General features: G+C 44.8%; 14 protein-coding genes and 2 pseudogenes. 6 read left to right on the plus strand and 10 right to left on the minus strand.

The window, feature by feature from the left end; all coding sequences use genetic code 11:
• Window positions 1-494 (minus strand): acetyl-coenzyme A synthetase N-terminal domain-containing protein (locus C7B77_RS11545; RefSeq protein ID WP_146138276.1); only part of this gene is annotated, 494 nt, incomplete at its 3' end.
• A 566-nt stretch (window positions 495-1,060) separates the two neighbouring features.
• Here C7B77_RS11545 and C7B77_RS11550 point away from each other — a divergent pair.
• Window positions 1,061-1,579 (plus strand): DUF2059 domain-containing protein, encoded by a 519-nt coding sequence (locus tag C7B77_RS11550; RefSeq protein ID WP_106304419.1) that lies wholly within the window; start codon window positions 1,061-1,063, stop codon window positions 1,577-1,579.
• Between the two features lie 641 nt (window positions 1,580-2,220).
• Window positions 2,221-2,724, plus strand: a complete 504-nt coding sequence (locus C7B77_RS11555) for a hypothetical protein (RefSeq protein WP_106304422.1) — start codon at window positions 2,221-2,223, stop codon at window positions 2,722-2,724.
• Window positions 2,725-2,886: 162 nt separating this feature from the next.
• Here the strand turns inward: C7B77_RS11555 and C7B77_RS31690 are convergent, their stop codons facing one another.
• The 4 genes and pseudogenes from C7B77_RS31690 to C7B77_RS11580 form a co-directional block, all read right to left on the minus strand.
• Window positions 2,887-3,297 carry a phage tail protein gene (locus tag C7B77_RS31690; protein WP_106304451.1) on the minus strand — a complete coding sequence of 137 codons (411 nt, stop codon included), beginning with the start codon at window positions 3,295-3,297 and terminating at the stop codon, window positions 2,887-2,889.
• A 45-nt stretch (window positions 3,298-3,342) separates the two neighbouring features.
• A pseudogene (locus C7B77_RS31695) lies at window positions 3,343-3,783 on the minus strand (phage tail protein); the annotation flags it as partial.
• Window positions 3,769-4,209: pseudogene (locus C7B77_RS31700) on the minus strand (phage tail protein); the annotation flags it as partial. The pseudogenes C7B77_RS31700 and C7B77_RS31695, both read right to left, overlap by 15 nt.
• Window positions 4,210-4,752: 543 nt before the next feature.
• Window positions 4,753-5,346, minus strand: coding sequence for a TetR/AcrR family transcriptional regulator (locus C7B77_RS11580; protein WP_219892109.1), 594 nt, complete (start codon window positions 5,344-5,346; stop codon window positions 4,753-4,755).
• A gap of 167 nt (window positions 5,347-5,513) precedes the next feature.
• Here C7B77_RS11580 and C7B77_RS11585 point away from each other — a divergent pair, with 167 nt between their 5' ends.
• Window positions 5,514-6,167 carry a GNAT family N-acetyltransferase gene (locus tag C7B77_RS11585; RefSeq protein ID WP_106304427.1) on the plus strand — a complete coding sequence of 218 codons (654 nt, stop codon included), beginning with the start codon at window positions 5,514-5,516 and terminating at the stop codon, window positions 6,165-6,167.
• A gap of 95 nt (window positions 6,168-6,262) precedes the next feature.
• Complete coding sequence (locus C7B77_RS11590; protein WP_219892111.1) at window positions 6,263-6,649, plus strand: DUF6463 family protein; 387 nt, start codon at window positions 6,263-6,265, stop codon at window positions 6,647-6,649.
• A 180-nt stretch (window positions 6,650-6,829) separates the two neighbouring features.
• On the opposite strand, the gene C7B77_RS11595 is transcribed toward C7B77_RS11590, so the two are convergent.
• Window positions 6,830-7,402 carry a hypothetical protein gene (locus C7B77_RS11595; protein WP_146138277.1) on the minus strand — a complete coding sequence of 191 codons (573 nt, stop codon included), beginning with the start codon at window positions 7,400-7,402 and terminating at the stop codon, window positions 6,830-6,832.
• Between the two features lie 20 nt (window positions 7,403-7,422).
• Window positions 7,423-7,917 carry a GNAT family N-acetyltransferase gene (locus tag C7B77_RS11600; protein WP_106304433.1) on the minus strand — a complete coding sequence of 165 codons (495 nt, stop codon included), beginning with the start codon at window positions 7,915-7,917 and terminating at the stop codon, window positions 7,423-7,425.
• 298 nt (window positions 7,918-8,215) lie between these two features.
• Between C7B77_RS11600 and C7B77_RS11605 the strand changes: the two genes are divergently transcribed.
• Complete coding sequence (locus C7B77_RS11605) at window positions 8,216-9,031, plus strand: DUF1838 domain-containing protein (RefSeq protein ID WP_106304436.1); 816 nt, start codon at window positions 8,216-8,218, stop codon at window positions 9,029-9,031.
• Between the two features lie 78 nt (window positions 9,032-9,109).
• Here C7B77_RS11605 and C7B77_RS11610 read toward each other — a convergent pair whose 3' ends face one another.
• Window positions 9,110-10,147: a bleomycin resistance protein gene (locus C7B77_RS11610; RefSeq protein ID WP_106304439.1), complete on the minus strand. Its 1,038-nt coding sequence runs from the start codon at window positions 10,145-10,147 to the stop codon at window positions 9,110-9,112.
• Window positions 10,148-10,352: 205 nt separating this feature from the next.
• Between C7B77_RS11610 and C7B77_RS11615 the strand changes: the two genes are divergently transcribed.
• Entirely contained in the window at window positions 10,353-11,144 is a 792-nt protein-coding gene (locus C7B77_RS11615) for a bestrophin-like domain (RefSeq protein ID WP_106304442.1), read from the plus strand.
• 24 nt (window positions 11,145-11,168) lie between these two features.
• On the opposite strand, the gene C7B77_RS11620 is transcribed toward C7B77_RS11615, so the two are convergent.
• Window positions 11,169-11,477 carry a DUF1272 domain-containing protein gene (locus C7B77_RS11620; protein ID WP_106304445.1) on the minus strand — a complete coding sequence of 103 codons (309 nt, stop codon included), beginning with the start codon at window positions 11,475-11,477 and terminating at the stop codon, window positions 11,169-11,171.
• Between the two features lie 33 nt (window positions 11,478-11,510).
• A complete protein-coding gene (locus tag C7B77_RS11625; RefSeq protein ID WP_106304448.1) occupies window positions 11,511-12,536 on the minus strand; it encodes a methyltransferase in 1,026 nt (341 codons plus the stop codon).
• Between the last annotated feature and the right edge of the window lie 333 nt (window positions 12,537-12,869).

Raw genomic sequence — 12,869 nt, forward strand, 5'->3', positions numbered from 1 at the left:
GAGATGTGTATAAGAGACAGAGCCAACATCGCGATCGCGGCTTCGGGAATCATCGGCATATAAATCCCGACTAAATCGCCTTTGGCTACACCCATCTGTTTGAGTGCATTCGCCATCTGACAAACTTCGCGATGCAATTGAGCGTAGGTGAGCGTGCGCGAGTCGCCTGGTTCGCCTTCCCAAATGAGGGCGGCTTTATTCTTGCGCCAGGTAGTCAAATGTCGATCGAGACAATTATACGAGATATTAATCTTGCCGCCTGTAAACCACTTGGCAAATGGGGGCTGCCAATCTAAAACTTTGTCCCATTTTTTAAACCAATGCAGTTCGGTGTCAGCGAGTTCTGCCCAAAACTGCTCGGGATTGGCTTGAGCGCGCTCGTAGAGAGCTTCGTATTCTGTGAGACTTTTAACCTGTGCGGCTTGGGCAAATGCTGCTGGTGGGCTAAATAGTCGCTCTTCTTGGAGCGTAGATTCGATCGATATATCTGACATGGTAGGGAGCGGAGATTGGTTAGCAATTATTATGTAGTCAATTATCACCCAGTTCGCGGGACAAGTTACTAGTAGCGATCTAACACTCATTATTAAGAATATTGAGAGCAAAATACGAACTAGAGCCAGATTGTGAGAAGCATGAAGAGAACGGACAGGATAAGTATCCTCATAAAAAGTAACATCGATCGCTCAGTGCAATCTCTGATGACTACCTTTTGTTTATGTGAAGAACTGTACTTACATGACATCGCCGTTAGCGATCGATCGCAACAATCGATCTTCTAGGTCTAAACTACACAGAAGATCGATCTGGCAAATATGCTCAAAGACGAGCGAATCTGGTAGCAAGCTGGTAATTTTATCATTTAATTATCGATCGAAAGCTTTCGACGATCGCGCTCGATTTCGATGTTAGGATCGATCGGTTAGAGCGCGATCGATAAATTATCGACACGATCTATTTTTATTACACACAGAGAACTAAGATCGAAGGAGAATTCAGCCGCAATGTGGATTGAATTTTTGGTGCGATCGCATATCGAAATTGAGGCACTTAAATTCCTATGTTTAAATTAAAATTGCAATTTTCAAAGTTGCTAGCATTGATGCTAGTCGTCTGTTTTACCTGCTTTACGGTATATGTAGCGAATGCTCGACAACTGCCTTTAGATGCAGTCCAATCCAAAATATCTGTCAAAGAGACTGCCAAGTATAAATTAGCAAGCGAGCTACTCTCAGAGAGCGGAATTGCCCAAAGATACGACATGCACTTCGACCACTCGATCGGTGCGTTAATCGGTAAGGGCGACGATTTTAAGCTTTATGCAAGGTTTCGGAAAATGTTTGTACGAGAAATTGGCTGGAAACACTTTAAAGATGCCTATGCCGCAAGACTAGCAGCCGATTTTTCGGAAGATGAATTAAAGGAACTGTTGAAATTATCAAAGCAACCTGTGATGAAAAAGTTGTTGCAGTCTGAAGTAAAAGCATATACGACGGATACATCTAAACAAAGGTTCAAAATAGGATTTAAATTGTGGGACGAATATAATAGTGGCAAAATAAGTTTACCACTGGACTAGATTTCCAGCCACATTCAGAAACGGCGTGGCAAATCATTGGAACAGGCAGCCGCACGATCTTTTGGTGTCGAGTTTGAGGCGATCGCTATTCGATCGCCCGATCGAGGCGGGGTAAATACTACTCAATTGTTGAAGTAGTAATAAGCAATGTCTAATTTTGTTGCAAAGTAGCCTACGATACCAATAAGTATTAGATACTAATTCACAGACATCCTCTGCATGTTTTCATACCAAAGTTGCTATCTTCAAAACTCCAAAAATCTACCTAATTTATCGATTTAAATCGAGCGATTAGCTAGAAAATATCTACCATAAATCGATAGTAGTTGACTATTAAAGATCGATGACAGATTGAGCCACGACTAGAGAAACGACCGAATGAGACACGTCAGGGCGATCGACAGTGCAGCCTAGATGAGATCGGCAATAGACCCTCTAAATTTAAGATAGTAAATCTTAGATGATGCGAAGCAGGTTGGGGTTTAGCTGATGAGACGATTGGTATTAGTACCGAAGATTTAAAACAGCCCCAAGCGTCACTTCTATTTAACTTCGGAACAGCTAGCTTAAATTACCGAGTCCTCCCCGATCGTTGGTGCTGCCATTACCATCAATCATCATGCGATAAGGGGTTGGCATTTATGATAGTTAATATACTATTGCAGTCTATTCGCACCAGTAAAAATCTTTGGTTTGTCAGTATTGTCGTGGCAATTTTATGTACCTTTATCGGTCAGACGGCGGCGGCAAATTTTCTAGAGATCGCGGCTAGCTCCAGTCGCGTGAGTGTCCCGCCAACTGCCAATGGAGTTTACCTCTATGGTGAATCCGAGCGACCCGATGTCGTAGGCAAAGAATATATGGTATTTGAAACCATGGGCAATAAAACTATCGGTGCTTTTTATCTACCGCAATCGGAGTTTAGTTGCTTCTATGGGAAATTTAAAGGTTCGCGCTTGAATGTGACCTTAATTGATGCCTACGATCTTAAAAAGTACAAATTAACTCTTGCCCTCAATCCCAACGGTTTGACCGCCAGCAAGCAGCCAATGATGGGCGAACCTACCTATCAACCCCTCGGCACAATTAGTCATAATGACTTACAAATTCTCAATGCTTGCAAACAACAATTGCAAAAATTTTAGTCTCAGAGATCGTCATAATTATCTCCAGTTATCTTAGCGGATATCTTTTGGCAACGCTCGACTAGATCGCGTAAATGGGTAAAAATTAGTTATCGATCGAGTAATTTACGAATTTTTTAGTTGAAATTAGCTCGATCGATCCTCGAAATTAGCAGAGCGCACTTAGCAGTCCGATTTGTGAGCTGTCATTAGCTGCCGTCTGCGAGCGAGCAGGACGCGTCCGGCAAAAGTGCCACCCAGCAACGTACCGAAAATGTCCGAAGGTTCGGGAACGGCAGTAGCTACGAACGAATGATCGTGAGTGGCTAATTGGCTCAGACTCAAAACGTTACTCTGGCTACCGCCTAGTTCTCCCAGACTGTAAAAATCTCCACCATTCGCTCCCGTCCCGATGAGGGTACGTCCGCGTAAATCTGGCAGAGCAAAGGTCAATCGTCCATCGCCACCATAGGTAGTGCCTAAAAGAGCGAATAATACGGAGTTTGAAGAGATCGGTAGCAATCGACCATCGGCGGGGAGCCAACCTCGGACATTCCGATCCAAGAAACCCTCATCAAAGGCAAATAATCCCACTTGACCGATGCACGCATTTCCATCGCCACAACTCGTACCCCCATCTCGCGATGGAAAAATCCCCGTAGTCGCGATCGCGTAAGTCAGAGCCAGTGAAGGTTGGATATTATTGACAGGCTGGTTGCTACCTGTTGCCCCAGTCAGATCGGACGTGCCTGGTAGAGTATGCGTGTGACTGGGTAATTGTGCTTCAGTTAGCGTCACCGTTTCGGTACCGACTTCCTCACCCAAAATCCGAGTCGATAGTCCCGAACCACTCCCCGCACCAATTGCCGTGCGCCCTTGTAGATCTGGGAGAGCAAAGTTGGTGCTACCGTTCCCACCATAGCGCGTTCCTAAAATAGTGAATAATTCCTCGTTACCCACGATCGGGAGCAACTGACCATCCGCAGGCAACCAACCAGTAGGGACAAAATTATTACCAAAAGCTCCGATCTCACCCAAACAGGAAGAACCATTGCCGCAACTACCAAACGTTCCCTCGATCGCGATCGCGTAGGTCAAACCTAGCGATGGTTGGACATTATTCACAGGCTGATTGCCACCTGTAGCTCCAGTCAGATCGCTCGTCCCTGGTAGGGTATGAGTGTGGCTAGGTAGTTGAGTTGGATTCAGAGTGACCGTCGAGCTGCCAGTTTGCTCGCCCAGAGTCCGAGGAGACAATCCTGCACCCGTGCCCGTACCGATGGGGGTGCGTCCTTGCAAATTGGGGAGGGCAAATGTGGTAGTGCCGTTACCCCCATATGTGGTTCCTAACAGAGCGAATAAAGCGATATTCTGCGAGATCGATAGCACTTGTCCATTGGTAAATTGCCACCCCGAAGGTGCAAAATTGCCTGCAAAAGTGGAAATTTGACCGATACAAGCCGCGCCAAGCCCACAGGAATTACTACTACCTCTTGAGGGAAAGATCCCTTGGGTCGCGATGATATAGTTGAGAGCTAAGGATGGCTGTAAATTGTCGATCGGTTGACTGCCACCCGTAAGTCCGGTAGTCGCCGCACTAGCAGCAGATGTTGCAGCTAGTAACATTAACGGGCTGACTATCACTGTGGCAAGCTGTTGGCGGGTACGCGCGCAGATGCGATTTGGTATTGCCGAAGCTACGCTAACGATTTTAGCGTGTAAATCCATATATTTCTGTCGGGGTAATGTGATGTCGAAATCTGTCGCGATGGTCTCGATCGTGCAGATAAATAGATTATAAATACTTAGGTGCTACCATTTACCCACAAATTTGACGACCGAACTTACTAATAATTCATATCTGGTAACAATGGCGATCGAACTGTAGATCGATCGCCGCTCACTTTAGTAGTTACAGCACTTTCCTGAATTGTGAAGTCCAATTTCCCCCCGCTCCCCGCTCCCCGCTTTCCGAGCTAATGACGTATTGCATATTACTGGAAAGTGCTGTATGGATCGTAAGTTGTAGTTCGAGGTGTCTTTTGCGATTTATCGATCGGTTTCAGTAGTTAAAATAGCGTGTTGCATTCGGATTTCGGCTAAACGCTCGGCTCGATCTCCTCGGACTCCGATCGTAAACTCACCCACCAATGAATAGTAAGCTAAACGAGCGCGAACTAGGGATTCAGCTTCAGAAAAGCCAATTGCGAGGAATAGATCTTTAGTGTAGTCGAGCCGTTGTCGATCGACTCGATCGATAATTGCGGCTACTTTCGGATCGTTATTTGCCCAAGCACGAATTGCATTCTCGATGCTGCCATCGGCTAGCCCAGGAGTAAGACCATCATCCGCAATCGCGAGTTCAAATAATTGCAATAACTTGGTCTTGGGATCGGCATCGAGTCGATTCACTCGATCGATAATACTATTTGTGTCGATTTGCACCCATTGATTCACAATGGCATCTAACAGATCGGAACGATCCTTAAAGTGCCAATAGAAACTGCCTTTTGTCACTCCCATTCGCTTTGCCAACGGTTCTACCCGGACAGATTCCACGCCACTTTCCGCCAAGACTGCCAACCCTGTCTCGATCCAATCTTGCCTGCCGAGTTTGGGTTCTAACGCTTTTCGCTCAACCATACGTTGCCGTATTGACATCTCCAATATCATAACTTATAATAGCCCCATACGCAGTCGTATGGAAAATTTGAGGCACATTTTAATTCAAATTAATCAGGGGTTATCTGAAGATTCTAGGTAGTGCAGAGTGTGTCGCTCAGTTTTTAATAACGATCGAGAAAACCGCAATGAATGACTTTGATATTTGTCAATTAGATCGATCTCAGATTACAATTGCTGGCGAAATAGCAGCAAAGGCATTTGAAGACAATCCTGTATTCAATTACTCGCTCCCCGAAGATCCAGAATTACGATTTCAAGCGTTGACTTGGTTGACAAGTAGGGCAATTGACTACTGCGTCCAGTATAAACACGTCTATACAACATCAGACTTGCAAGGAATTGCGGCTTGGTTGCCACCGGGGGCATTCTCTAGTAATCCACTTCAGCAATTACAGATGGCGTTGCAACTTCAGTTTTACAGCTTACCGTTGAAAGTGGGCTGGAATCGTCTAGGGCGATTGCTGAATTTCCTATCTGTCACAGAACAAGCCCATCATCAAGATATGGGCGATCTTCCTCATTGGTATTTGTGGATTATGGTCGTACATCCAATGTTTCAAGGACAAGGCGTGGGCAGTCGATTGTTACAGCCGATTTTACAGCAGGCAAGCGATGAAGGTTTAGCCTGCTATCTGATAACTTCTACAGAGCAAGCAGTCTGTTTTTATCAGAAAAATGGATTTGAAATCGTGCGAAACCAAAAAATCGCACCCAATGCACCGCCATTTTGGGCACTCAAGTTCGATCCGTGCCGGAATCAAAGAATCAGCTATCTCTAGAGCAGATCGCCATCTCAATGCCCGACGTTCGAGGTTATTTACGGCGAGTAAAGTGGGTCGTTATGTTTCATCTAATAACTAAGTGAGCTTTTTCAATGAAATATTGGATTGGGAAATGGATAGTCGCTGTTTCGATCGTGCATACGATATTTGCTTTTGTTGTTTTTCCAGAAGTTATTTTGCAGATATTCCTTGATGGTGTATTCGACTCGATCGGAGTCGATCCATTACGGGGCGCAGTTGTTTGGTTTTTGCTGTTTGGATTCGTCTTGTTTGGATTGGGTCTAGCAATTAATATTATTGAAGAGATGTCAAATGGGTATGTACCAGCTTCGATTGGATTTAGTCTGCTATTTATTATTTTGCTAGGTGTTGTATTAATGCCTGTATCTGGATTTTGGTTGGCTCTTCCGCCAGCACTAATCATTATCTATAAAAGATCTAAAAGAGATGGACTTAGCAACACACAACAAAATTATTGAATTAGGATTTCAAGATCGAAATTTGGGATCTACCCACGGGCATCTGTATCAAAATGCTGACCGGATATAGCATGTGGATCCCATCACTCGCCTGGGTCGAGCATGGGACAATACACGAACGGAACGAGAATTGCGACTCTCAAAAGTTTGGGCGTAGTGGAACGATATCTCTTAATTAAATTAAGGCCCATAGGATAAAATACCTGTAATTTGCTCTGTATTTTTGCCTTGGGTAATTGTCACTAATACTTCTAATTCACCACCCTCGATCCCATCTTCATTCGTTTTTTTAATCGATCGAATTTCTTTGACATTAACTCGAATGCCTTTACCCACGAACGATCCAGTAAGATATGGCGGACGAGTTAAATTCCCGCCCGTCCGTTTGAGCTGATATTCGACACCATTAATGCCGATAAAATAGATGCCTTTACTACCGCACCGATCGGTAAAAAAAGTAACTTGTTTTTGCTCGGCGGAATTTTGTTGACATGCCCGAATTTTCTGGCTATTGCCGGGATTATTTTTGGTGCAATATTGGCGATCGAATCTCTGATGAGCGGTTGTTTTTGATGTAGAGATCGTCGGTGCAACGCAGTCACTAGTAGAAATTCCGGTCGGGACTAGCCGTTCTTGAGCAAATCCAGGGGCGATATTACCGATCGTCAAGATCGTCGCAATGCTAACTAATTTAACAATAACGTTGGCGGTTTCCATTCGGTTTGACGATCGATGATAATAACTGAAAAACATTAGCTATTTAGTATTGTGAATTATCGGCCAATTTCCCATTTCCACAGGCATCCTAAGTCAGGATCGATCGTTTCCGCTGCTTTAGTCATCCCGCACTTTGCCAATACTCTGGCGGAGGCATTGTATTCTGCCAGCGTGTGCGCGCAAACCCGATTGACTAATTCTGACTCAAAAGCGATGTTAAGTAGTTGCCGTACCGCAGATGTGGCAAAACCTCTACCTTGATAGTTTGGGGCAACAGAGTAACCGATCTCGATTGCTTGCTGAGGATCGGGAACAGATTTGAAGCCACAAAACCCAACTAACGCTCGATCTGGCCGAAAAACCATCAGATATGGCAACCAAGGATCGCAGAGTTGTGCAGATTGCATCTGCTTCAACATATACTCTAGTGCCCCTGGAAATGGCAGATATCCATCAATCGCTTGCAGTCCATAAGCATTTTCAAAAGCCTCTGCACCCTCGATCGACTTTTCCATGTGCCCGATCGAGCAAGGAACGATTTCTATATCCATTATCGGGAAACATCATAGATCTACCATAATTTTAGCAACATTCGTGTAACCGCCTCGTATATTCGAGCCGTGCGAGAGTATAAGCTGCTCTTACATTTCGATCGCATATTAGATTTCTTGAAAGCGGGGAGCGGGGAGGATGTGCGTAAATTAAATGACTAACAGATTATTCAGCCACAACAGGATCGTAAAAACTTTACAATTTAGGGAGGTACGATCGCCCTCAAAGTAGGAACCAAAAATACTGGCAAATTCGATCGTTAGGCATGTGTGTAGTTAAATACTGAGGAATCTGGAGATGGTTGCTAAAAGCCAAGACTTTGATGCTAGCTGCTGGGTGAAAACGCGCTCGTCGCTCGATCCCACCCAATCGAGTTTCCTGAGCTGGACGGGAGCGATTTATGCGATGGTGCCAGGTGGCAAGCGCAATCGTCTATTTAAGATGGTCGGCGTCAGTATCAGCCGCTGTATTCCTTCCGCAGAAGGAGGGTGGGATTTTACATCCAGGGAATTGACTTACTACCTGCATCCCGAAACTGGCGAAATCTTGCATAAGTGGGAAAATCCCTGGACGGGGGAATTACTGACAGTGATGCACGTTGCCAATAATCCAGTTCAGGGGTACTTTAAAGACAAGTTTCCCGCTCAGGTGAATGGCGACGATACCACTTTCGTCTTCGACTTATTTTCGACTTACCCCAATCCGCTGGCTACAGATACCAAGTTTGCCGATTATAGTCCCAATCCTACTTATCAAGCAGCCGAGTTATTTAAACTTACCGTGCCGACGGCAGAACTTTTGAATCCCGAAATCCTCTCGGTATCTAAGCTCCAACTGAGCTGGGATCGAATTGGCCCCTGGGTACCGTGGATGAAAATGGGCGATCGAGCTGGTCAATTGATTTATAGTGCTTATGGTGGCAAAGTCAGCGGCGTAGATGAATTGCCGCAACTATTGCAAGATGAAATTAATACGCGTGTGCCTTTATATCAAAACGCACCGAAATCTTATCTAGATGTAGAGGGGATTACCTCATGGGTATATTTCCAGCAGCACTTTGATGATTATCTCGCCGGAGCGACTTTTCCCTTGCCACAACCTGCGGAAGTTTAAGCGTCGTCCCCTTAGTGCAGCTACATCCCCGACTTCTTGAAGAAGTCGGGGATGTGTTTTATTTATTTATCGATCGAATCATGCAACTAATGTCCACGCATAGCCATCTGGAGCCACAAAAGATAAACTACTTTCTCCAAATTCATTAGTAACTATTCCAGTAATATTTTCAGCTTTACTTGCTTGCAGTCGATCGAGATATTTATTCAATCCCTGCACCTGATAAGTGTACGAGCACATTCCCAAACAACCTGGCTTTGCTCGATCGAATCTCGAATCTAACTGCAAAGTCTCTGGAAATCTAATTATATATAATCGCCCCGGACGTGCTGCCAAAAAGTCGGTTGCAGACGATCGCGGTTCGTCAAAAGCAGTGACAAAAAACTTTTCGCCCGGTAATAGATCGAAAATTTCGCGTCCGGCTAATGAGGATTCATAACTAGTTTCAATATCATCTCGCACCCGCAATAAACCCAAAACTTCTTCATAAAATTTCAGCGTTTGTTTGCTATCGTCCTGAATTACTATCCCCATGTGGGTAAATTGACTGGTTTGAAATGCGGCGGTTGGGTTAATTTGTCCGTAATGCGGCATGGTATAACCAAATCGTTGAAATAGTACTTGTCTGGCTAATGGTTGGATTAATAACATTTCGCGCACGCCAATGGCAGGATCGAGAAACGGGCGGCTGGCGCGCTCTTTGTGATAGATAATTTCCCAGTGAGGAGTGGTAGATTTAATCGGTAAATCCGCTTTAGCGGCTTCGGCGGCATGATTGGCGATATTTAAGATATCTGCCGTGAGGGTGGTTGCCCAGCGATTGCCCTTGACTTTCATCGACTCTAGCCCCAAACCATCGTTGATGGGCGCATCCCACACCATTAGCCGAATTAAACCACAATCGGCTTGTTGATGAACGAGGCGGATCGATCGCAAGCCAGAATTTACGCCATATAATTGCTGGGCTGCTGATGCCGATAGTGCGCCAATTCGATCGATCCGATAGCCAAATTGCTGCCAATATTGAATCGCTGCCATCGGTTCTGGCACGCCAATACATACCTCATAAATGCCACCAATTGAAGCTGAATGGCTGGGAAATTGTTGCTGAGTCATAATTTGCCATGAGTTTTAAATGCTGCCATGTGGCGATTCTCTCTAAGAGAGGCTACGCCAACGAATGCAATCTTTGGCGAGCATTCTCGATCGCGGATCGCTACATCGATCGTAATTGAATTGGCAATTATGGTGCTATGTCTGGGAGGATGGTAAAATAATGCCTTTATACATAAAATTCTAAATCTCGCTCTGTAATTTTACAATGAATTTATTCTGGCTTTACGATCTTCCCAATACTGTATTTGCGGCGATCGTTATCGGTTTTTTTGTCTCGATCGCTTTAATCGGTCAGCAATTAACTCGTAAGTGGGTCAAGCGTATTCCTAATCATGATGGCAGGTACAATGAATTAGTCAATACAACGATCGCGACAGTAGGCGTATTTTTTGGCATTACGTTGGGATTAATTTCGGTTGGAGCTTGGCAAAATTTTAGCGACATTAACATGAATGTCAACCAGGAAGTTTCTTCGATTAATGTGTTGTATCGAGCTGTTTCGCTCTATCCAGAGCCATCTAGAGGGTTGCTCAGAACCAATCTGAAAGAATACGTACATTATGCCATCCATGAAGAATGGCCATCCCAGCGCAAAGGGATCGTCCCCAAAGGCGGTACCGATAAAGTTACTGCTTTTCAAAAAAATCTCTATGCGTATGAACCAGTATCCGAAAGCATGAAATCCGTTCATGCCGAAACAATTTCCACCTTTAATGAAATGATTCGCCAGCGGCGTACCCGCCTCCAAAGTGTGGCAACTGGGTTGCCATCAACGTTATGGTTAGTAGTGATTTTTGGTTCTTTACTGAATATCGTAATTCCGTGGTTTTTGGTATACGATCGACAGTTAATTCAAGATTTTACGATCGTCTTAATGGCATCAACAATCGGCTTGTTGGTATTTTTGATGGCAGCGATGGACTATCCATTTCGGGGCGAATTTAGCGTCACCCCAGAAAGTTTTCAACTAATGTACGAACGAATGAATTTTCGCTGAATATTTGCAATTTAGGCTGGTATGTTATCGATGTTCGGGAGAGATGGGGGCAATTGTAGCAGCAAATATGGCATGAGCCGCTAGATCGATCGGTCTGTGCCTGACTCGATCGCTTGCCGGATCTTTGCCCAGAAAATTGTCATCTTTCCAATTTTTTGACGGTCGGATCGGTCGGGGCACAAAGCCACCACCACAATTAGGACAGACATTATTAAGAATGCGATCGACACAGCCAGCACAGAACGTGCATTCATAGCTGCAAATGCGTGCCTCCAACGAGTCGGGTTTGAGTTCCTTGTTACAGTGCTCGCAAGTTGGTCTGAGTTCTAACATACACCTCCGATCCGATCGCTAGCTAATTGACTTCTATTTATAAGCGATCGCCGCACTACAAGGGCCTGCTAGATGCAAAACTTCATAGCGTTTGAATCCGATCTCTTGGCACCAACTCCAAAAGTCAGCACCCGTATAATCAAAGCCATCGCCAGTTTCAACCAACATATTGAGCGACATCATTAAGCCAAAAGCGTTCTCTTTTCGATCGTCATCAATGAGGTTTTCGATCGCCACTAATGCACCACCTTCTGGCAATGATTCATAAGCCAAGCGAATCAGATGTTTTTTGATTTCTAGATTCCAATCGTGCAAAATTGCACTCATGGTAATAATATCTGCTTTGGGTAAAGCATCATTAAAAAAGTCACCAGAGACAACTTGAATGCGATCGCTCAATCCGGCTTGCGCGATCGATCTTTTGGCGATCGGTTCGACTTGGGGGAGATCGAAGCTAATACACTGGATCTGGGGATGGTGTGTGGTTATTACCTGCGACATAATTCCGGCTGCGCCGCCAACATCGCACAGGGTTTTGTAATTAGAAAAATCGAATTTAGTAGCAAAGGCTTGAAAATTTCCGCGCGACAGGCTCGACATGGCAGCGATAAACTGTTCTAGTCGATCGGGATCTGCATAAAGTGTCTCGAATAATGGTGTTTGGCTGTGCTTAACTTCATTTTGTGGTTGTCCAGTCTGGAGTGCTTCGCCTAAATCGCTCCAAGATTTGAACAGGCGAGCGTTAGCCATTTCTAGGATGCCGCCAATATATCCAGGTCGATTTTTGTCTAAGAATGTGGCAGTGGCTGCGGTATTTCGATACAGTCCGCTCGCACCAGTTCCCTCTCTGGACAAAAAGCCCAAAGCGACGAGAGCATCGAAAAAGTCATAAATTCCGCGTGGGTGAAGTTTAATCTGCGAGCCTAATTCTTCACCAGTCATCGATCGATCTGCTAAGGCAGTAAAAACTCCTAACTCGACGGCTGTGAGCAATACTTTAGAACTCCAAAAGCCAAAGCCGACTTCGAGGATGCGAGAGGGATCGGGTGTTGTATTCATAATTCAATTTATGGGTTCTATAAAAACTTCTCTCAAAACAGAATTGATGGCAGAAAAGCCCCTGCGGGTTGCTGATAGAAACCGAGACTCATTAACGTCTGGGGTTGGACGATTCGCAATCCTTGCTGTCAGCACCAGCGAAATAACGGAATGGCATGACCCTGAAAAATTTCGGCTAAGACGTTGGCAACGTGTTGGGGATTGTTAACTGCAACAGAAATGTGGTGAAGCATGGTGTTTTCCTCTAGGTGAATTGGATTGGGTTGTTAGTTCAACCATGTCCCTAGTATCAGCCCAGACAATGCTAGGAACCAGACGAGATATGTCTAGATA

This window comes from Chamaesiphon polymorphus CCALA 037 (assembly GCF_003003845.1).
Classification (GTDB): Bacteria; Cyanobacteriota; Cyanobacteriia; order Cyanobacteriales; family Chamaesiphonaceae; genus Chamaesiphon; species Chamaesiphon polymorphus.